The 21,288-nt window shown below is 62.0% G+C and carries 18 protein-coding genes and 1 rRNA gene (1 of these 19 cut by a window edge); 16 read left to right on the top strand and 3 right to left on the bottom strand.

What is annotated here, in order from left to right:
• Nucleotides 1-40: 40 nt before the first annotated feature.
• From pheS to BJI47_RS20810, 13 genes are all read left to right on the top strand, one after another.
• Nucleotides 41-1,111 (top strand): phenylalanine--tRNA ligase subunit alpha, encoded by a 1,071-nt coding sequence (gene pheS, locus BJI47_RS20870; protein WP_088945537.1) that lies wholly within the window; start codon nt 41-43, stop codon nt 1,109-1,111.
• Between the two features lie 73 nt (nt 1,112-1,184).
• Nucleotides 1,185-3,671 (top strand): phenylalanine--tRNA ligase subunit beta, encoded by a 2,487-nt coding sequence (gene pheT / locus BJI47_RS20865; protein WP_088945536.1) that lies wholly within the window; start codon nt 1,185-1,187, stop codon nt 3,669-3,671.
• A gap of 62 nt (nt 3,672-3,733) precedes the next feature.
• A complete protein-coding gene (locus BJI47_RS20860; protein ID WP_088945859.1) occupies nt 3,734-4,252 on the top strand; it encodes a hypothetical protein in 519 nt (172 codons plus the stop codon).
• Nucleotides 4,253-4,307: 55 nt separating this feature from the next.
• Complete coding sequence (gene argC, locus BJI47_RS20855; protein ID WP_088945535.1) at nt 4,308-5,378, top strand: N-acetyl-gamma-glutamyl-phosphate reductase; 1,071 nt, start codon at nt 4,308-4,310, stop codon at nt 5,376-5,378.
• Nucleotides 5,375-6,601 (top strand): bifunctional glutamate N-acetyltransferase/amino-acid acetyltransferase ArgJ, encoded by a 1,227-nt coding sequence (argJ, locus tag BJI47_RS20850; RefSeq protein ID WP_088945534.1) that lies wholly within the window; start codon nt 5,375-5,377, stop codon nt 6,599-6,601. The genes argC and argJ overlap by 4 nt, the downstream gene beginning before the upstream one ends.
• Complete coding sequence (argB, locus tag BJI47_RS20845) at nt 6,598-7,506, top strand: acetylglutamate kinase (RefSeq protein ID WP_088945533.1); 909 nt, start codon at nt 6,598-6,600, stop codon at nt 7,504-7,506. The genes argJ and argB overlap by 4 nt, the downstream gene beginning before the upstream one ends.
• Entirely contained in the window at nt 7,503-8,702 is a 1,200-nt protein-coding gene (locus tag BJI47_RS20840) for an acetylornithine transaminase (protein ID WP_088945532.1), read from the top strand. Before argB ends, BJI47_RS20840 begins: the two co-directional genes overlap by 4 nt.
• Nucleotides 8,703-8,704: 2 nt before the next feature.
• Nucleotides 8,705-9,640: an ornithine carbamoyltransferase gene (gene argF / locus BJI47_RS20835; protein ID WP_088945531.1), complete on the top strand. Its 936-nt coding sequence runs from the start codon at nt 8,705-8,707 to the stop codon at nt 9,638-9,640.
• A gap of 32 nt (nt 9,641-9,672) precedes the next feature.
• On the top strand, nt 9,673-10,161 hold the full coding sequence (locus BJI47_RS20830; protein WP_088945858.1) for an arginine repressor: 489 nt from the start codon (nt 9,673-9,675) through the stop codon (nt 10,159-10,161).
• Between the two features lie 58 nt (nt 10,162-10,219).
• Nucleotides 10,220-11,419, top strand: a complete 1,200-nt coding sequence (locus BJI47_RS20825; RefSeq protein ID WP_088945530.1) for an argininosuccinate synthase — start codon at nt 10,220-10,222, stop codon at nt 11,417-11,419.
• Nucleotides 11,413-12,861 (top strand): argininosuccinate lyase, encoded by a 1,449-nt coding sequence (gene argH, locus BJI47_RS20820; protein ID WP_088945529.1) that lies wholly within the window; start codon nt 11,413-11,415, stop codon nt 12,859-12,861. The genes BJI47_RS20825 and argH overlap by 7 nt, the downstream gene beginning before the upstream one ends.
• Nucleotides 12,862-12,955: 94 nt before the next feature.
• On the top strand, nt 12,956-15,982 hold the full coding sequence (locus BJI47_RS20815) for an AMP-binding protein (RefSeq protein WP_088945528.1): 3,027 nt from the start codon (nt 12,956-12,958) through the stop codon (nt 15,980-15,982).
• Between the two features lie 106 nt (nt 15,983-16,088).
• Nucleotides 16,089-16,295 (top strand): Trm112 family protein, encoded by a 207-nt coding sequence (locus tag BJI47_RS20810; RefSeq protein ID WP_088945527.1) that lies wholly within the window; start codon nt 16,089-16,091, stop codon nt 16,293-16,295.
• On the opposite strand, the gene BJI47_RS20805 is transcribed toward BJI47_RS20810, so the two are convergent.
• From BJI47_RS20805 to BJI47_RS20795, 3 genes are read right to left on the bottom strand one after another with little or no spacing between them, the layout of a single operon-like run.
• On the bottom strand, nt 16,292-16,912 hold the full coding sequence (locus BJI47_RS20805) for a TetR family transcriptional regulator (RefSeq protein ID WP_176224992.1): 621 nt from the start codon (nt 16,910-16,912) through the stop codon (nt 16,292-16,294). The two genes, BJI47_RS20810 and BJI47_RS20805, sit on opposite strands and share 4 nt — an antisense overlap.
• Entirely contained in the window at nt 16,909-17,664 is a 756-nt protein-coding gene (locus BJI47_RS20800; RefSeq protein WP_088945525.1) for an ABC transporter permease, read from the bottom strand. The genes BJI47_RS20805 and BJI47_RS20800 overlap by 4 nt, the downstream gene beginning before the upstream one ends.
• A complete protein-coding gene (locus BJI47_RS20795; protein WP_088945524.1) occupies nt 17,661-18,401 on the bottom strand; it encodes an ABC transporter ATP-binding protein in 741 nt (246 codons plus the stop codon). The genes BJI47_RS20800 and BJI47_RS20795 overlap by 4 nt, the downstream gene beginning before the upstream one ends.
• A 138-nt stretch (nt 18,402-18,539) precedes the next feature.
• On the opposite strand from BJI47_RS20795, the gene BJI47_RS20790 reads away from it, so the two are divergent.
• The 3 genes from BJI47_RS20790 to BJI47_RS20780 all read left to right on the top strand — a co-directional run.
• Entirely contained in the window at nt 18,540-19,130 is a 591-nt protein-coding gene (locus BJI47_RS20790; protein WP_088945857.1) for a DNA-3-methyladenine glycosylase, read from the top strand.
• Between the two features lie 38 nt (nt 19,131-19,168).
• Nucleotides 19,169-20,449 carry a tyrosine--tRNA ligase gene (tyrS, locus tag BJI47_RS20785; RefSeq protein ID WP_088945523.1) on the top strand — a complete coding sequence of 427 codons (1,281 nt, stop codon included), beginning with the start codon at nt 19,169-19,171 and terminating at the stop codon, nt 20,447-20,449.
• 570 nt (nt 20,450-21,019) lie between these two features.
• Nucleotides 21,020-21,288: ribosomal RNA gene (locus tag BJI47_RS20780) — 16S ribosomal RNA — on the top strand; it runs 1,249 nt beyond the window's last position.

Below are 21,288 nucleotides of genomic sequence, written 5' to 3'. Positions count from 1 at the left end.
TTCGAACGACATCAACCACCATCAAGGAGTTGCACCTCTCGTGGCGAAGAAAGATGGCGACAACGCCCAGCCTGTCGATCCGAGCGTGCTCGAGGAGTCCGCACTCGCTGCTGCAGTCGACGGTGCGGAGAAGGCCTTCGCCGACGTACCTGATCTGGACGAGTTGTCGAAGGTGAAGATCGAGCACATCGGCAACCGCGCGCCGCTGGCGCTTGCCCAGCGTGCTCTCGGCTCGATTCCGGGGGATCAGAAGGCCGATGCCGGTAAACGAGTCAAGGTCGCGCGCGATCGTGTGCAGAGGGCGTTCGACGCGCGTCGCGAGGTTCTTCTCGCCGAGCGCGATGCGGCGATTCTCGTGGCCGAGACGATCGACGTGACGTTGCCGTCGAATGTGCGCCCGGTGGGCGCTCGCCACCCCATCACGATCATTTCCGACCAGGTAGCGGACGTCTTCGTCGCAATGGGCTGGGAAGTGGAGGAGGGTCCGGAAGTCGAGACCGAGCATTTCAACTTCGACGCGCTCAACTTCCTGCCTGATCATCCTGCGCGCACCATGCAGGACACGTTCCATATCGCACCCGAGGGTTCACGTCAGGTGCTTCGGACTCATACCTCGCCTGTACAGGTGCGCTCGATGCTGTCGCGCGAGTTGCCGATTTACATTGTCTGCCCAGGTAGAACCTTTCGCACCGACGAGCTCGATTCGACGCACACCCCGGTGTTCCACCAGGTGGAGGGTCTTGCGATCGACAAGGGGCTGACGATGGCTCATCTGCGTGGAACTCTCGACGCGTTCGCGCGAGCACTGTTCGGTGACGAGACGCGCACGCGTATGCGTCCCAATTACTTCCCGTTCACCGAGCCTTCGGCGGAGGTGGACGTGTGGTTCCCGAAGAAGAAGGGCGGAGCCGGCTGGGTGGAATGGGGCGGCTGCGGAATGGTCAATCCCAAAGTTCTGCGTGCCAGTGGAATCGATCCGGAGGTGTACTCGGGATTTGCTTTCGGCATGGGCTTGGAGCGGACTTTGCAGTTCCGCAACGACATTCCCGACATGCGCGACATCGTCGAGGGCGATATTCGTTTCACGTTGCCCTTCGGCGTCGAGGCCTGACGGACGCAACGTTTCTTTACCGACTGCCCGCGAGGCACCACCGTTTTCGACACGCAGAAAGAGCTGAGCAGACGTGCGAGTTCCACAATCCTGGTTGACCGAGGTTCTACAGCGCACGGCGCCGGAGTGGAAAGTGACGCCGGAAGAACTCGACGAGGGCTTCGTTCGGGTCGGCTTCGAGGTCGAGGAGCTCGATTCGCTCGACCAGGTGACGGGGCCCCTGGTCGTCGGCCGTGTCTCGTCGATCACCGAGTTGACGGAATTCAAGAAGCCGATTCGGTTCTGTTCGGTGGACGTCGGGGCAGACGAACCGCAGGAGATCGTTTGCGGGGCACGCAACTTCGCCGAGGGTGATCTGATCGTGGCTGCGCTGCCCGGCAGCGTGCTTCCTGGTGGATTCGCCATTGCTGCGCGTGAGACGTACGGCAAGACGTCGAATGGCATGATCTGCTCGACGCTGGAGCTCGGTCTCGGCCGTGATCATGCCGGTATTCTGGTCCTGCCCGAGGGTACTGCGACACCCGGCGACGATGCCAAAGTGGTTCTGGGTCTGGATGATTCGGTCATCGAGCTCAACGTGACACCGGACCGTGGATACGCGTTCTCGGTGCGTGGTCTCGCGCGAGAGCTTGCGAGTAGCTTCGACCTCGAATTCGCCGATCCGGCCAGTGGCCCGGTGCAGAACAACGAAGGTGAAGCGTGGCCTGCGACGGTCGAGAAAGGCTCGAACGCCGCTCGGTTCGCGTTGCGGAAGGTCAGTGGAATCGATCCGGCTGCGGTCACGCCGTGGTGGATTCAGCGTCGTCTGCTTCTCGCGGGCGTCCGGCCGATTTCGGCGGCGGTCGATGTGACGAATTACGTTCTGCACGAGCTGGGGCAGCCCCTGCACGCGTTCGACGCTGCGAAGTTGTCGGGTGACATCGTCGTCCGTCGTGCAAAAGCGGGGGAGAAGCTCACCACTCTCGACGACGTCGAGCGGACTCTGGACGTAGAGGATGTCGTCATCGCCGACGATTCCGGCGCGATTTCGCTGGCAGGAGTCATGGGTGGGGCATCGACCGAGGTCGGGGCCGAGACCGTAGATGTGATTCTCGAAGCTGCCTCGTTCGATCCCTTGGCGGTCTTTCGGACCGGTAGACGTCACAAATTGGTGAGCGAGGCCAGTAAGCGTTTCGAGCGCACGGTGGACTCCGCGCTGCCCGTCGCGGCGCTCGATCGTGCCGCTCAGCTGCTCGTGGACATCGCCGGTGGCCGAATCGAACCACTGCTGACCGACGTCGGATCGGCAGTGGTGTTCCCGGCCGTTCGGATGGATATCGATCTACCCGACCGCATCGCCGGGGTGGCGTATCCGAACGGCGTCGCGGCGCGCAGACTCACCCAGGTCGGCTGTGACGTCGAGGTCGGTGTCAGCGAGTCGGGTCACGGTGAACTCATCGTGACTCCGCCTACCTGGCGGCCGGATCTGCAGCAGCCAGCGGACCTCGTCGAGGAAGTTCTGCGACTGGAGGGTCTGGAGAAGATTCCATCCGTATTGCCCTCAGCGCCCGCGGGCCGCGGACTGACCCCCACGCAGAAGAGAAAGCGCGCAGTCGGCAAGTCGCTCGCATTCGCCGGTTACGTCGAGGTGTTGCCGACGGTGTTCCTTCCGGCCGGGGTCTTCGATACGTGGGGCCTTCCGGCGGATGATGCACGTCGACGAACCACCACGGTGCTCAATCCGTTGGAAGCAGATCGGCCGGAACTGGCGTCGACGATTCTTCCCGGCTTGCTCGAGATTCTCGCGCGCAACGTTGCTCGTGGTCAGCGTGATGTGCTGTTGTTCGGAATCGCGCAGGTCGTCCTGCCCGGTGACGACACCGTCACGGTGGAGCCCATTGCCGTAGACAATCGGCCGTCGGAGGCCGAGATTGCTCACCTTCGTGGATCGCTGCCGGATCAGCCCGTTCATGTTGGTGCGGTCCTCACCGGTCACAGTGTGCCGGCCGGTCCGTGGGGTCCGGGCCGACCAGTGGAGGCGTCGGACGCTTTCGCCGCGGCGAGAACCGTCGCGACTGCAGCCGGGGTCGAGATCGAATTGAGGGCGGCGCAGAAGTTGCCGTGGCATCCGGGGCGGTGCGCGGAGTTGGTTGTCGACGGCGTCGTGGTGGGTTACGCGGGGGAGCTGCACCCGGCAGTGCTCGAGCGGGCGGAATTGCCTGCGCGCACGTGTGCGGTCGAGATGAATCTGGACGCGCTACCGATCGTCGAGTCGTTCCCGGCGCCGGTGGTCTCTCCGTACCCGGCGGTGATGCAGGATGTCGCTGTCGTGGTTGCCGACACGGTCCCGGCCTCCGAGGTGGAATCGGCGTTGAAGTTCGGCGCGGGTGAATTGCTCGAGAGCATTCGGCTTTTCGACGTCTATGAAGGCGAACAGGTCGGCGAAGGAAAGAAGTCGCTGGCTTTTGCGCTCGTCTTCCGCGGTCCGGAAGGAACGTTGACCGAGGCGCAGGCGTCGGAGGCTCGCGATGCGGCAGTTGCTGCAGCGGGAGAAGCAGTCGGAGCGCGCTGGCGGAGCTGATACGTCAATCGTCGTTCTTCCGTAGCGTGGGGGCACGGACTGTCAAGGACAGAGGAGGAATCATGGGCACTGGTAGTGCAGAAGATCGATCCGATGTAGCGGTGTTGCGGGAAGTGCTCGCTTCGGTCGGTGGCCGTCCGGCTCTCGCGCCCGTCCATGCCGCGGCATCGGCTTTACTGACCGAAATAGATACGGCCACTGGTGATGTCGAGCCAGGCGATGTTCCGGACGTCGACGTTCCAGGATTGACGCGACCGCGAATCGACCAACCGCTCGGTGATCCGCCGGTGGGGATTCTCGATGCAGAAGTTGTCGATGACGGCGGCATCGGTCAATCGACCGGAGGTGTGAGCTCCGGTTACTCGGCCCAGGAGTCGCCGACCGGGTACAGCGATGAGGGTGTTCCCACGTGGGACAGCGTTCGGGACAAAATCGAGCTTCGGACGGGTACCGCGTTGGGCGCCGAGGAACTCGATCACCTCAGCCCGGCTGGTCGTACGCTGGATGAACAGTGGGACGAACGCCAGGAGTCGGGGCGAAAGAAGCTCGAGGAGATCCGACGGTCGATGAAGGACAGTTGAGCCGATCGTCGCCCCACCTATGAATGAGCTTGCATGATGGTGCATAATCAAACGCATGGTTGATGCTACGAAAGACGGTGAGCGGTCAGCTCCGCTGAGAATTGCAGTCGCGGGGGCGAGCGGATACGCCGGCGGCGAGATTCTGCGATTGTTGCTCGGACATCCGGGCGTGCGATCAGGAGCGCTCGCCATCGGATCGCTGACCGCCGGAGGGAACGCGGGCGCGGCGCTGGGTGACTTCCATCCCCATCTACTGCCACTCGCCGATCGCGTGCTGTCGGAAACGACCATCGACGAACTTGCCGGACACGACGTCGTATTTCTGGGACTTCCGCACGGCAAGTCCGCAGAAATCGCCAATCAGCTTCCCGACACCGTCGTCATCATCGATTGCGGTGCCGACTTTCGTCTCACCGACCCATCCGCTTGGGAGAAGTACTACAAGACTCCGCACGCGGGAACATGGCCTTACGGTTTGCCCGAATTACCGGGCGCACGGGAGAAGCTCATCGGTGCCACGCGCATCGCTGTGCCGGGGTGCTACCCGACGGTGTCGAGTCTTGCGCTCGCTCCGGCCGTCGCTGCCGGCATTATCGAACCTCGCGTCAATGTCGTTGCCGTAACAGGAACTTCGGGGGCCGGACGCGCCCCGAAGGCGGACTTGCTCGGGTCCGAAGTCATGGGCTCGGTGCGGGCTTACGCGGTCGCCGGTGCCCATCGGCACACGCCGGAGATCATTCAAAACCTCTCTGCGCTGTCCCCGGTCCCAGTCTCGGTGTCGTTCACTCCGATCCTCGCTCCCATGCCCCGCGGAATTCTCGCCACCTGCACGGCCGTTACGACGGCGACGCAGGAACAGGCGATCGAGGTGTACGAAAAGGCTTATGCCGCTGAACCGTTCGTGCACGTACTCGGTGGTGGCAGGTTGCCGCAGACCGGAGCTGTGATCGGGTCCAATGCAGTGCAGCTCAGTGTGTCGGTCGATGTCGATGCCGGTTTGCTCGTCGTCATCGGTGCGATCGACAACCTGGCCAAAGGCACCGCAGGCGGCGCAGTGCAATCGATGAATCTTGCCCTTGGATTACCAGAGACCGACGGTCTCTCGACAGTGGGAGTTGCACCGTGACCAGTCTTGCTGATGCACATGCCTTGCCGGGCAAGCTCGTTCGGACACAGGGAGTGACGGCCTCCGCCGGTTTTCGCGGCGCTGGGATCCCTGCAGGTATCAAGGTCAGCGGTAGAACCGACCTTGCATTGGTCTTCAACGAGGGCCCGGATTTGTCTGCGGCAGGCGTGTTCACTCGCAACAAGGTCAAAGCTGCACCCGTGCTGTGGTCGCAACAGGTGCTGAGTACCGGAAAGCTCCGTGCGGTCATCCTGAACTCGGGTGGTGCCAACGCCTGCACGGGTGCACCTGGATTTCAGGATGCGCATCGCACCGCGGAGGAAGTTGCCGGCGCGCTCAGTAATTGGGGGACCGAGACGGGGGCTGTCGAGGTCGCAGTGTGTTCTACCGGGCTGATCGGTGACAGGTTGCCGATGGACAAACTGATACCCGGTGTCACCGAGGTGGTCCATGAGCTTGCTGGTGGTATTTCCGGCGGTACCGATGCGGCACATGCCATCATGACGACGGACACCGTGCCCAAGCAAGCTGCGATTCACCATGTCGACAAGTGGAATGTCGGTGGAATGGCAAAGGGCGCAGGGATGCTCGCACCCTCGCTCGCGACGATGCTGTGCGTCGTCACGACCGATGCCGTTGCCACCGCTGACCAGCTCGACACAGCGCTGCGCAACGCCACCCGGTTGTCCTTCGATCGGCTCGATGTCGACGGCGCGACGTCCACGAACGACACCGTGTTGCTTCTGTCCTCGGGCGCGAGCGGGGTGACGCCGTCCCAGGAAGATCTCGACGCCGCAGTACTTGCTGTTTGTGATGATCTGGCAGATCAGCTGATGGCCGACGCAGAAGGCGTCACCAAGCGAATTCTCGTCAAGGTGTCCGGTGCCGTATCGGAGGACGACGCACTGATCGGTGCCCGAACCGTCGCGCGTGACAGTCTCGTGAAAACAGCGCTGTTCGGTTCGGACCCGAACTGGGGCCGGGTGCTGGCCGCAATCGGTATTGCGCCGATCGAGCTCGATCCCGACCGACTCTGCGTCTCGTTCAACGGACATCCGGTGTGCATCGATGGTGTCGGAGCTCCCGACGCACGCGAGGTGGATCTCTCGGGAGAAGATATCGAGTTGACCATCGATCTGGGTATCGGCGAGAAGTCGGTGGTCATCCGCACGACCGATCTCTCACATGCCTACGTCGAAGAGAACTCGGCGTACTCCTCGTGACCGGGTTGGATTTGTCGGCTACGCAGAAGGCGCACACGCTCGCGGGTGCGCTGCCGTGGCTGCAAAAGTTTCACGACAAGATCATCGTGGTCAAGTACGGCGGCAACGCCATGATCGACGACGATCTCAAGCGTGCGTTCGCCGCGGACATGGTCTTTCTGCGGACCATCGGCATCCATCCTGTCGTCGTTCACGGCGGCGGACCACAGATAACTGCGATGCTGTCGCGCTTGGGCATGACCGGGGAATTCCGTGGGGGATTTCGCGTCACCACCCCGGAGGTCATGGATGTCGTACGGATGGTGCTGTTCGGCCAGGTAGGTCGTGAGCTCGTCGGTCTGATCAACAGTCACGGCCCCTACGCCGTGGGCATCTCCGGGGAAGATGCACATCTTTTCACCGCGTCGAAGCGCACGGTCATGGTCGACGGCATCGAAACCGACATCGGCCTCGTCGGCGACGTCACCTCGGTCAACCCGGACGCCGTGCTCGATCTCATTGCCGCGGGCCGGATTCCCGTAGTCTCCACCATCGCACCCGATGCCGACGGCGTCGTGCACAACATCAATGCCGATACTGCTGCGGCAGCGCTCGCGGAAGCCATCGGGGCCGAGAAACTGGTTGTCCTCACCGATGTCGAAGGGCTGTACACCGATTGGCCGGATCGTTCGTCTTTGACGTCGAAGATCGATGTCGACGCATTGTCGGCGCTTCTGCCGTCCCTCGACGCGGGCATGGTGCCCAAGATGGAAGCCTGCCTACGTGCAGTTCTGGGTGGTGTTCCGTCGGCACACGTCATCGACGGCAGAGTGCCGCACTCGGTTCTCGTCGAACTCTTCACGGGCGAAGGAATCGGCACGATGGTCCATCCAGCCCAACTAGCAGAGAAGGAAAACCAGCTATGACCGACCATGTCGCAACCGCCGATCTCCAGGCGCGGTGGTCGAACTCGCTGATGAACAATTACGGCGTGCCACGTGTCGCTCTGGTCCGCGGTCAGGGCGCTGTCGTCACCGACGCCGACGGCAAGGAATACCTCGACCTGCTCGCTGGGATCGCTGTCAACATCCTCGGTCACGCGCATCCCGCCGTCATCGACGCCGTGACCACACAGTTGTCGACCCTCGGGCACACGTCGAATCTGTATGCGAGCGAACCTGGAATCGCTTTGGCCGAACAGCTGCTCGCGAATCTCGGCGCGGAAACGTCGGGTCGCGTGTTCCTGTGCAACTCGGGCACGGAGGCCAACGAGGCTGCCTTCAAGATTGCCCGGTTGACCGGTCGTCCGAACATCATCGCGGCCGAGAAGGCGTTCCATGGGCGCACGATGGGTGCGTTGGCGTTGACAGGGCAGCCGGACAAGCGTGCACCGTTCGAGCCGATGCCTGCAGGCGTTCAACACGTGCCGTACGGCGATGTCGCGGCACTCGAGGCTGCTGTTGATTCCGATACTGCAGCGGTGTTCCTCGAACCCATCATGGGTGAGGGAGGCGTTGTCGTTCCCCCCGAGGGGTATCTCGTTGCAGCTCGCGAGATCACGGCCCGTCACGGCGCTCTGTTGGTTCTGGACGAGGTCCAGACCGGCATCGGCCGCACCGGGTGGTTCTACGCGCACCAGGCCGTGGGAATTGTGCCGGACGTCATCACGCTCGCCAAGGGCCTCGGTGGTGGATTGCCGATCGGTGCATGTATCGGTATCGGCGAGGCGGCCACCTTGCTGCACCCGGGAAAGCACGGCACGACGTTCGGTGGCAATCCCGTGTGCGCGGCCGCTGCCCTCGCTGTCCTGCGCACAATCGCACAGGACGATCTGATATCGCATGCAGATCGGATGGGGAAGCTGCTCATTCATTCGATCGAGGACTTGAATCACCCTCTCGTCGACCGAGTCCGCGGTGCAGGCCTGCTGCTCGGTGTGGTGCTGACCCAACCCGTCGCGCCCGCCGTCGAGTCGGCCGCACGTGAAGCCGGATTCCTGATCAACGCGGCGCAGCCCGATGTGTTGCGTCTCGCTCCACCACTTGTACTGACCGAGGACCAAGCTGCATCGTTCGTCGCAGCGCTTCCCGCACTTCTCGATTCAGCACAGGAAACGGAATAGTTATGGCAATGATCAACTTCCTGCGGGACGACGACCTGACTCCGCAGCAGCAGGGCGAGGTTCTCGCCATCGCCGCCGAACTCAAACGCGCTCCTTTCTCGAAGCGACCACTCGAGGGGCCCCAGGGCGTCGGCGTCATCTTCGAGAAGAATTCCACTCGAACTCGTTTTTCCTTCGAGATCGGGATTGCACAGCTCGGCGGTCATGCTGTCGTCGTCGATGGCCGCGACACTCAGCTAGGGCGTGAAGAGACTTTGCAGGACACCGGCAGGGTGCTCTCGCGCTACGTCGAGGCGGTCGTGTGGCGCACATTCGGGCAGAAGCGACTCGAACAGATGGCGTCGGGGGCCACCGTCCCGATCGTCAATGCGTTGTCCGACGAGTTCCATCCGTGCCAGGTGCTCGCCGATCTGCAGACTCTCGCCGAGCAGAAGGGTTCGTTGACGGGCCTGGAACTCGCGTACTTCGGTGACGGAGCGAACAACATGGCGCATTCACTTCTACTCGGCGGCGTCACCGCAGGAATCAATGTGACGATCGCTGCGCCGAAGGAGTTCGCACCGCGGGACTACGTGCTCGAGGCGGCTAGGGCGCGCGCTGCGGAGACGGGGGCCACGATCACGATCACCGACGACCCCCAGGCTGCAGCGACGGGCGCAGACGCGCTGGTTACCGATACGTGGACGTCGATGGGCCAGGAGAACGACGGACTCGATCGCGTCGCACCGTTCCGGCCGTACCGGATCGATGCGGAGCTGTTGGCGCTCGCCAAGCCCGACGCCGTCGTGCTGCATTGCTTGCCCGCACATCGAGGCGAGGAGATCACCGACGAAGTTCTCGACGGGCCTCGAAGTGTCGTATGGGACGAGGCCGAGAACCGGTTGCATGCACAGAAAGCGCTGCTGGTCTGGCTGCTAGAGCAGGCGCGACGGCCGTGAGCGAGCAGGTGTCGTCGATGCCGTCGATGCCGCTGACGGCGTCTACGCGGGCGGGCAGGCAGGCGCGCATCGTGTCGCTGCTGTCGACACACCAGGTGCGCAGTCAGCCGGAGCTTGCATCGTTGCTGGTCGCCGAAGGTATCGATGTCACCCAGGCGACCCTCTCGCGCGATCTCGACGAGCTCGGAGCCGTCAAACTTCGGGCGGCCGACGGCGGTGCCGGGGTCTACGTGGTACCCGAGGACGGTAGCCCCGTTCGAGGCGTATCCGGCGGCACGGACCGACTCACTCGCATGCTCGGCGAACTGCTTGTATCGACGGACTGGAGCGGGAATCAAGCTGTTCTCCGAACTCCGCCGGGCGCTGCGCACTACCTAGCCAGCGCGCTCGACCGGGCATCGTTGAGGGAGGTTGTGGGAACGATTGCCGGGGATGACACCATTTTGGTGATCGCCCGCGAACCACTCACCGGACAAGAGCTCGCGGACAAGCTGGAAAGATTGGCCAGACGCGCGGATTAGCAGTCCCGTCGACGGCAAAACCGAGAATTATTCACAGCTACAAAGGAGCGCATACATCATGGCCGAACGCGTCATTCTCGCCTACTCGGGCGGATTGGACACCTCCGTCGCCATCAGCTGGATAGGCAAAGAGACCGGTAAAGAGGTCGTCGCCGTCGCCATCGATCTGGGTCAGGGCGGTGAGGACATGGAGGTCGTGCGCCAGCGCGCCCTCGATTGTGGTGCTGTCGAGGCCGTCGTCGTCGACGCGCGAGACGAATTCGCCGACGAGTACTGCTTGCCGACGATTCAGAACAATGCGCTGTACATGGATCGCTACCCTCTGGTGTCTGCGATCAGCCGTCCGCTGATCGTCAAGCATCTCGTCGAGGCTGCTCGTTCGCACGGCGGCACAGTCGTCGCACACGGTTGCACCGGTAAGGGCAACGACCAGGTCCGCTTCGAGGTCGGGTTCAACACACTCGCACCCGAGCTCGACGTCCTCGCTCCCGTTCGCGATTACGCCTGGACGAGGGAGAAGGCGATTGCGTTCGCCGAAGAGAACAAGATTCCCATCAACGTCAGCAAGAAGTCACCCTTCTCGATCGATCAGAACGTGTGGGGCCGTGCAGTCGAGACCGGCTTCCTCGAAGATCTGTGGAACGCCCCGACGAAGGACGTTTACGACTACACCCAGGATCCATCGGCCAACTGGACAGCCCCGGACGAACTCATCATCGGCTTCGACAAGGGCCGTCCGGTCAGCATCGACGGCCGTCCGGTGTCCGTTCTCGAAGCGATCCAGGAACTGAACACGCGGGCGGGCGCCCAGGGTGTCGGTCGTCTCGACGTCGTAGAGGACCGTCTCGTGGGCATCAAGAGCCGCGAGATCTACGAGGCTCCCGGTGCGATGGTTCTGATCCGCGCGCACGAGGAACTCGAGCACGTCACCCTCGAGCGTGAGCTCGGACGCTACAAGCGGCACACCGATCAGAAGTGGGCCGAGTTGGTGTACGACGGTCTGTGGTATTCCCCCCTCAAGGGTGCGCTCGATACGTTCAACGAGCACACCCAAGAGCACGTATCCGGCGAGATTCGCCTTGCGCTGCATGCGGGTTCCATCAGCGTCAACGGACGCCGTAGCGACAAGTCGCTGTACGACTTCAACCTCGCGACGTACGACGAGGGCGACACTTTCGATCAGTCGTCCGCGAAGGGCTTCGTTCAGCTTCATGGTTTGTCGTCGAAGATCGCCCACAAGCGGGATCTGGGATTGTGAGTTCGGCCGAGGCTCATGGCACCAACGAGGGGTCGCTGTGGGGCGGACGCTTTGCGTCCGGCCCCGCAGCGGCCATGGCCGCACTGAGTAAATCCACGCATTTCGACTGGGTGCTCGCGCCCTACGACATTCGGGCGTCGATGGCGCATGCCCGCGTCCTCAATGGCGCAGGTTTGCTGACGGCTCAGGATCTCGAGACGATGCTCGCCGGTTTGCAGGGGTTGGCCGACGATGTCGCCTCGGGTGCCTTCGTGGCAGCGGAGTCCGACGAGGATGTCCACGGTGCACTCGAACGGGGTCTGATCGACCGGGTGGGAGCCGAGGTCGGTGGACGTCTTCGGGCAGGCCGCTCACGCAACGACCAAGTCGCGACGCTGTTCCGGATGTGGCTACGTGACGCTGTTCGTCGAGTGTCGACGGGCGTGCTCGATGTAGTGGATTCCCTTGCAGCGCAGGCTGCGTCGCATTCGAGCGCCGTCATGCCAGGGAAGACGCATTCGCAAGCGGCGCAGCCGGTTCTGCTGGCACATCATCTCCTCGCTCACACTCATCCCTTATTGCGAGATGTTCAGCGGTTCGTGGACTTCGACGTCAGGGCCGCTGTGTCGCCCTACGGGTCGGGGGCGTTGGCTGGTTCCTCGCTCGGGTTGAGCCCGGAGAAGATTGCCGCGGAGTTGGGTTTCGATTCCTCGGCGGAGAACTCGATCGATGCAACTTCCTCACGTGATTTCGCCGCTGAGGCGGCTTTCGTTTTGGCGATGACGGCCGTCGACCTCTCCCGTCTGGCTGAGGAGATCATTTCTTGGAGCACGCCGGAGTACGGCTACGTGACGCTGGCCGACGCGTGGTCCACCGGAAGTTCGATCATGCCGCAGAAGAAGAATCCCGACGTCGCGGAGCTGACGCGCGGCAAATCCGGTCGGCTGATCGGAAATCTCACGGGATTGTTGGCAACGCTGAAGGCTCAGCCTCTGGCGTACAACAGGGACTTGCAGGAGGACAAGGAGCCGGTCTTCGACTCCGTCGCACAGTTGGAGCTGTTGCTTCCAGCTCTCGCCGGTTTGGTGCAGACCCTCGACTTTCATGTCGATCGCCTGGCAGAACTGGCGCCGGCGGGCTTCACGTTGGCCACCGATATCGCCGAGTGGCTGGTTCGTCAGGGCATTCCGTTCCGGGTGGCACATGAGGCTGCAGGTGCGTGTGTCAAGGCAGCCGAGGCACGCGGTGTGGGCTTGGACGAACTCACTGATGAGGAGTTGTCCTCCATCGACCCGGCTCTGACGCCGGAGGTGCGCACCGTTCTGACCGTCGAGGGGTCCATCTCGTCTCGTGATTCACGAGGTGGGACTGCTGCGGTTCAGGTCGCTATGCAGTTGGACGGAGTTCGGTCGACGGCGGAGCGCCTGCGGAATTGGGTCGATTCGGGCATCGGAGCGCACTGAGACGCAAAAACAATGATGTTCGCCGGATTTCGGACAGGCGTGTGGCAAGCTTGCGAAAACATGGCAAGAGGGCGGTCGGAGTCCGTATCCCGAAATGCAGGGGATAGAACCGGGAGTTGTAGTTGTGGGACTGAATGCAGACGCGGTCCGCGGACCGTTGCGACGTGCGATCGCAACTGCACAGAACGGACTGGAAGTCCTCCGTTTGGGTGGACTCGAGACCGAGGTCGATCCATCTCCCTTCAAGATTGTCGATCGAGAACCGATGTACAAGTTGCGTCGGTATTTTCCAGACGCCTTGGGTGGCGATTCCAGGCCGCCGGTCGTTCTCGTTCCGCCGATGATGGTGTCGGCGGACGTATACGACGTGACCACCGAACATGGCGCCGCCGGAATTCTGCACAGGATGGGCCTCGATCCGTGGGTCGTCGATTTCGGTTCGCCCGACACCGAGGAAGGCGGCTGGAGTCGTACCCTCGCCGATCATGTCGTAGCCATCAGTGAGGTGATCGACAAAGTTCACGGGCACACCGGACGTGACGTCCACCTCGCCGGCTATTCCCAGGGTGGAATGTTCTGTTACCAAGCGGCTGCCTATCGTGGTGGACGAAACTTGGCCAGCCTCATCACGTTCGGCGCTCCCGTCGACACTCTGGCAGCGTTGCCGCTCGGTATTCCGGCCGGAGTGGCGACGCGCGGCGCGGAGTTCCTTGCCGACCATGTCTTCACTCGGCTGGCGGTGTCCGGATGGATGGCCCGTACCGGATTTCAGCTTCTCGATCCAGCCAAGACCGTGCGATCCCGGCTCGATTTTCTCCGACAACTACACGACCGCGAGGCACTGCTTCCGCGTGAACCGCAGCGTCGTTTCTTGGCGCTCGACGGCTGGGTCGCGTGGTCGGGTCCCGCTGTTGCGGAGCTCTTGAAGCAATTCGTGGTGCACAACCGAATGATGACCGGCGGGTTCGTCATCAAGGATCGCCTGCTCACATTGTCGAATCTGACGGTTCCGGTTCTCGCGTTCGTCGGCGAGGTCGACGACATCGGGCAACCGCTGGCCGTGCGGGGCATCAGGCGGGCGGCGCCGCGCGCAGAAGTGTACGAAAGTACACTTCGCGCAGGGCATTTCGGGCTCGTAGTAGGGAGTTTGGCCGCATCGCAGACGTGGCCGACGACGGGGGAGTGGATTCGTTGGCGTGAAGGTCTGGCAGACAAGCCCGAAGCGGCGCACGAGATGATGTACGACGAACATCAGGACACTGAGAGCGGTGTGTCGGTGAGCAACCGGATCATCCACACTGCAGCCTCGATTGCCGAGGTTGGAGTAGGGGTCGGTCGTGGACTTGCTTCGGCTGCCGCCGGCGCGGTGCGTGGCACTCGCGAGATTTCCACCGAGGCCGTGCGGACTTTGCCGAGGCTGGCGCGACTGGGTCAGATGCAACCGCACACTCTCGTGAGCCTAGGACGACTCATAGCGGAACAGGGACGAAAGTCGCCCAACGGCGAGTGCTTCCTGTTCGACGACCGGGTCCACACCTACCGGGCCGTCAATGCTCGTATCGACAACGTGGTCCGAGGGCTCCTCGCTTCGGGTGTCAGGCCATCCGCTCGCATCGGTGTACTGATGGACACTCGCCCCAGCGCGTTGGCAGCCATCGCAGCATTGTCTCGTATCGGCGCTGTTGCAGTACTTTTCCCACCGGGTGGAGATCTCGAGAACGCACTGCGCGCGATCGACGTCGATACCGTCATCGCTGATCCCGAGAATATGAAGGCAGCGACTTCGCTGGCCGCCAACGTGCTCGTTCTAGGTGGCGGCGACGCTCGCACTCTCGATATTCCCTCGGGTTCCGATGTCGTCGATCTCGAATTGTTCGATCCGGATTCGGTGCGATTGCCCGCGTGGTATTCACCGGATCCTGGCCGTGCCCGGGAACTCGCGGTGGTGATGTTCAACCCGACCGAACGTGGGTTGGAACCGCGCTTCATCACCAACCATCGTTGGGCTTTGTCCGCGTTCGGCACTGCGACCGCTGCCGCTTTGGGTAGTGGCGACACGGTGTATTGCCTTGCCCCTCTTCATCATTCCGCCGGATTGCTGGTCAGCGTGGGTGGCGCGCTCGCCGGCGGTTCGCGAATAGCGCTCTCGCGTGGTCTCGAACCGACCAGATTCGCCGAGGAAGTATCTCGGTACGGGGTCACCGTCATCAGCTACACCTGGGCGATGATGCAGGCGATCCTCGACGACGAGCTATCGGCTCTGGACCTCGCTCATCCGGTTCGACTCTTCATCGGGTCCGGAATGCCCGTCGGTCTTTGGAAGCGGACGCTGGAGCGGTTTGCGCCTGCCCGGGTGCTCGAGTTCTATGCCTCCACCGAGAACGACGTCATCCTCGCCAACGTCGGCGGTTCGAAAATCGGCTCCAAGGGCCGACCGCTTCCGGGGAGCGCCAGGGTGGCACTTGCCGCCTACGATCCGATCAACGGTCGACTCGAAGAGGACGAAGACGGTTTCGTTCGTATGTGTCGAGACGACGAGGTCGGCCTTCTACTCGGTCGTCCGGGAAGCGACGGCGAGGTCACCAGTCCGTTGATGCGCGATGTCTTTCAGCCAGGAGACTCGTGGATTCCGACGGAGAATCTATTCCGACGCGACTCCGACGGGGACTTCTGGCTCGTCGACCGCAAGGACACCGTTGTGAAGGCTCGACGCGGACCGGTCTTCACTCAGCCGATCATCGACGCGTTCGGTGACGTGGAGGATGTCGTGTCGGTTGTGGTGTACGGCGTCGATCCGATCGGCTCGAGCAGAGAACATCACCGGTCGGATCGACGTGTCGACGAGATTGCAGTCTGCGGGGTGTCCATGCGGGGGGACAATTCGCTGCCGGTCAAGACCATAAGCGATGTGCTGGCAGTGTTATTGCCGGCTCAGCGTCCCGACATCGTCCACATCGTCGACGAGATTTCGCTTTCTCGTGCGTTCCGGCCGAAGATGACCGAACTGCAGAAGGCTGGGGTTCCGGCTCCGGGTGTCAGGTCCTGGTACTACGACACCGACTCGGGGTCTTACCGACGGTTGACCAAAGCGGTTGTAGCCGAACAGTTCACGAAGAGCTGACAGACCCTCTGTAGGCACTCGAGGGTGCGATGGAGCGGTCATCGGATAAGTTGATCGCACGGACTTCGCTCCGGCCAGGTAGGACAACACCGAGAGAAGGACTTCAGTGGCTATCGATCAGACGCTTCTCAGCATTCTTGCTTGCCCCGTGGACAAGGGGCCGTTGTTACTCGTAGAGAACGAACTGTTGTACAACCCCCGGCTGCAGCGTGCTTACCCGATCGAGAATGGGATTCCGGTGTTGCTGGTAGATGAGGCGCGCGACGTTGACCAGGCCGAGCACGAGTCTATTGTGGCGCGGGCACAGTCCTAGTCGCTACCTTCGGGCATCGGCCCTGTGAGGTACCGCTGCAGGATTGGGGCTACCCAGTCGACAACCCGAGCGACGGGCATCGACGCCAGTGGTTCGAGCGCGAGTATGTGTCGGGTGAGCAGCAGTCCAGCCATCTGTGACGCGACGAGGTTCACGCGTTCGAGCGCCGATCCGATTGGGCTGTCGACTCTCTTCGCGACGTCGCGGAGTGCGACCTGCAATAGAAATGTACTGATCAACGTGGTGTCCCCGGATGCGATCATGGATCGGAACGCCGCGATTACGGCTTCACCGTCTTCCGAGTCCCACACTCCCAAAATTGCCGTTGCCAGGGCGCGTCCAAGGTCTTCGTTATCGGCAGCTGCGACAGGCTCCAGAACTTCTGCTGGGTCTGCGGGGAGTGCGATGGCTGCAACGAACAGGCCTCGTTTGGTGCCGAAGTAGTGGTGGACGAGTGCAGAGTCGACACCTGCGTCGGCAGCGACGCTGCGGATGGAGGTCGTATCGAAACCGGACCGCGCGAACCGGGTGCGAGCAGACGCAAGGATCGCCTCCCGGGTTTTCGATTGCCCGGGCCTTCGCCCTGGTTTGCTTCCGACACCGTCCGATTCGGTCATGGGGTTCTCCGTCGCAGCGTTGCCGCTCCAGCGCAAAGAGCGAGCACGGTGAAGCCGGCGACTACCGCGATGTCGGCCCCCATTTGCCCAGTAACGCCGGTGTGCAGCGAGACTTCTTGCAGTGCATCGACGGCGTAGGTGAGTGGCAGAAAGTTACTGATGATGTGCAGCCAGTCCGGCATCTGATCCCGCGGAACCAGCAAGCCACACAAGAAGAACTGCGGAAGCACTACCAATGGCATGAACTGAACTGCTTGGAACTCGGTTCTCGCGAATGCGCTGCACAGTAGCCCGATCGACACTCCCGACATCGCCACGAGCACGGCGATGACGAGAACCCACACGACTGGTCCGGCCGTCGTCAATCCGAGTGCCCCGAAAGCCACCGCGCAGGCGAGCAGGGCCTGAACGAGTGCGGCCACGGAGAATGCCGACCCGTAACTGGCCAACAACTCCAACTTCGACATCGGAGTCGTCAGTAATCGTTCGAGGGTTCCCGAGGTTCGTTCGCGTTGCATTGCGATGGAGGTGATCAGGAACATCACCACGAACGGGAGGATGCCGAGCATCGTGATTGCAATGCGGTCGAACAACGACTGCTGGCCGACCGGTGTCGGAACATTGGCGTACAGGAAGTAAAGCAACACCATCAGTAGGGATGGGACCAGCAAGATCATCGCGACGGTTCGACGATCTGCTCGCAGTTGCCGCAGGATCCGACCGGTACCCGCGGCGTAGACGCGCGTGCTCATGACGCCGCTTCGATCGTTCCCGAGGAGAGGATCAACGAGAGGAATGCTTTTTCGAGGCTGGTTTCGCCCGTCCTGGAGCGGAGTTCGGCTGGACTGAGCTGAGCCAGCACTTTTCCTTCGCGCATCAAGATAAGTCGACTGCAGTGATCGGCCTCTTCCATTGCGTGACTGGACACCAGAATGGTGGTGCCGGATGCGGCGAGGTCAGCAAATCGTTTCCACAACTCAGCACGGAGGACGGGATCCAGTCCGACGGTCGGCTCGTCGAGGACGATGAATTCGGGCTGCGCGACCAATGCACTCGCCAGTGACACCCGACCCAATTGACCGCCCGACAATTCACCCGCCAACGACGACGCGTGGTCGGTCAGCCCGACGGACTCGATGGCAGAGTCCGCAGAAGCGGCTGGTCGCCCGAACAGCGCGGCAAAGTATGTGACGTTCTCGCGGACGGTGAGATCCCCGTAAACGCTGGGGGTCTGCGCGACGTAGCCGACAGTGGAACGCAGCTGTTTGGACCCGGCAGGCAAGCCGAGCACGGTGACCGTTCCGCTCTCGATTATTTGAGTACCGACGATGGCCCGCATCAGCGTTGACTTTCCGCAACCGGAGGGTCCGAGAAGCCCCGTGATGGTGCCGCGCGGGATGGACAAGTTCACATCATCGAGAGCTGCTTTCTTACGCCGCCGAACAGTGAGGTTCGTTATATCGACGGCATTCACCGAATCGACGGACATGGCGGCGCCTCCTGGATCTCATCGTTGAATGATTTCATCGCATGATGAATTTATAACCCCGTCGACGGTCGGCGGTCAAGAGGCGGCATCATAGGACGCGTGGACCTGGCAGAACTCGAATACGGTGATCCCTCGGAGATGGCACGACGAATACTCGGTGGCACTTTGACCGCCGGAGGCGTCACTGTTCGAATCGTCGAGGTAGAGGCCTACGGCGGACCGATCGACGGTCCGTGGTTCGACCCGGCCGCACACTCGTATCGCGGGCAGACGAACCGCAATGCGGTGATGTTCGGGCCGGCGGGTCGCCTGTACGTGTACCTCAGCTACGGGATGCATCTCTGTATGAACGTCAGCTGTGGTCCCGACGGGACGCCGGCCGCCGTGCTCCTCCGGGCAGGCGAGGTTGTCGCCGGCCACGACATCGTGACGGCCCGGCGTCCAGCGGCACGATCGGCTGCCGCCTTGGCGAGGGGGCCCGGGAATCTCGGCAGCGCACTCGGAATCGGTCTCGAGGACAACGGAACTGCGCTGCTCGACGCAGATTCGCCGATAACTCTGGCACTGCCCTTGGTTGCTGCGAGCCCCGATGAGATTGCCGCCGGCCCGCGCGTAGGAGTCAGTGTTGCGGCAGAAAGAGAATGGCGATTCTGGATTCGAGGGTCTTCGGCGGTATCGAGCTACCGGCGGAGTCCGAAGGCTCGACTCGTGGGTGAGCCGGAGGCCTGACGACGGCGTCGTAACGCACATGCGGGAGAATCGAACGCGTGAGTGAGAACATAATCGACGAATTGACCTGGCGAGGGCTCATCGCGCAGTCCACCGATGTGGACGAGTTGAAGAAGGCGACCGAGGCGGGTCCGATCACTCTGTATGCGGGCTTCGATCCGACTGGTCCCAGCCTGCATGCGGGTCACCTGGTTCCGTTGCTCGCGCTGAAACGATTTCAACGAGCAGGACACCGCCCCATCGTCATGGCAGGCGGCGCGACCGGCCTCATCGGCGACCCCAGGGATGTGGGGGAGCGGACCATGAACTCCTCCGACACCGTGCGTGACTGGTCCGATCGCATCCGTGGTCAGCTCGAGCGTTTCGTCGAATTCGACGAAACTCCGACGGGCGCGATCGTAGAGAACAACCTGAACTGGACCGGCGAGCTGTCGGCGATCGACTTCCTTCGTGACATCGGCAAGCATTTCTCCATCAATGTGATGCTTGCGCGGGACACGGTGAAGAAGCGCCTGGACGGCGACGGTATGTCGTACACCGAGTTCAGCTACATGCTTCTACAAGCGAACGACTATGTGCAGTTGAGGCGCACGTACGGATGTTCGCTACAGATCGGCGGGTCCGATCAGTGGGGGAACATCGTCGCAGGGGTGGAACTGAACAGGCGTCAGGACGCACAGTCCGTGCATGGGATGACGGTCCCATTGGTCACGTCTTCAGATGGAAAGAAGTTCGGCAAGTCCACCGGTGGCGGCAGCTTGTGGCTCGACCCCGAGATGACCAGCCCGTACGCCTGGTACCAGTACTTCGTGAACACCGGCGACGCCGACGTGGTGAAGTACCTCCGCTGGTTCACCTTCTTGGACCGAGCCGAGCTGGATGAGCTTGACCTCGCAACCACGGAGCGACCCCATGCCCGCGAGGCGCAGCGGCGCCTTGCGGCCGAGATGACGACGCTGGTTCACGGTGAAGCGAACACGCGTGCGGTGGAGCTTGCCAGCCAGGCGTTGTTCGGCCGCGCAGAACTGGGAGAGCTCGACGAGACAACTCTTGCTGCAGCACTGCGTGAAGCGTCGATTGCACAGGTTCACGAGGGCGAGCCCAAGACGATTGTCGATCTTCTCGTAGCCACCAGGCTCTCGGACAGTAAGGGTGCGGCGCGGCGGGCGGTAAAGGAAGGCGGTGCATCGGTGAACAACCAGAAGGTCGTAACCGAGGACTGGACACCGAGTGCCGGCGACCTTCTTCATGGGCAATGGTTGGTGGTACGCCGTGGTAAGCGAAATTTTGCCGGAGTCCAGATCACCGGAACGTTGTAGGCGGCAATGTGGTGGCCGGAGTCACATCCGTGTGATTCGGGCGGATGCGCTGGACAGACTAGCCCGGACCTCCCGCCACCACGGAGTTTGTCCTGCGGACTTTCAACGACCTGGGGATTTGACGCGTTGTTCTCCTTCGCGTAACTTTATCCAAGTCAGAGCGAGCCGGACACCGACCTGGTCTTAACGGACCGGGACACGAGGTTGTACGGGGTTTGCACTGAAAATCCTGGTTCGGCAAGATGGTGTTGTCGTGTCCGGGTGGTCCGATGTGACGGGGTTATTGACTCGGTCGCTTGGATTAGCTAGACTGGAACGGTTGCCCCAGGCGCTGCGAGAACATTGTTTTCGTGGGTGTGTGGTGTGTGCGTGTTCTTTGAGAACTCAACAGTGTGTCGATGAATGTCAGTGCCGAATTTTATATTTGGTGAAAGCATCCGATGTCGATGATCATCCGCTTGTGGTGGTTATGGTTGGGTGTTGTTTTATAGCTAGTTGAGTTTTTTTGCTAGTGATTTGGCTCTTATGTCTTTGACTGATTAGCAGCTTCGGCTGTGATATCTAGAGTCTTTTACGGAGAGTTTGATCCTGGCTCAGGACGAACGCTGGCGGCGTGCTTAACACATGCAAGTCGAGCGGTAAGGCCCTTCGGGGTACACGAGCGGCGAACGGGTGAGTAACACGTGGGTGATCTGCCCTGCACTCTGGGATAAGCCTGGGAAACTGGGTCTAATACCGGATATGACCTGCTCTCGCATGGGGGTGGGTGGAAAGATTTATCGGTGCAGGATGGGCCCGCGGCCTATCAGCTTGTTGGTGGGGTAATGGCCTACCAAGGC

This window comes from Rhodococcus sp. 1168 (assembly GCF_002091955.1).
Lineage (GTDB): Bacteria > Actinomycetota > Actinomycetes > Mycobacteriales > Mycobacteriaceae > Rhodococcoides.
The sequence above is the reverse complement of the archived record's forward strand: the minus strand, read 5'-3'. Positions and strand labels throughout refer to the sequence as shown.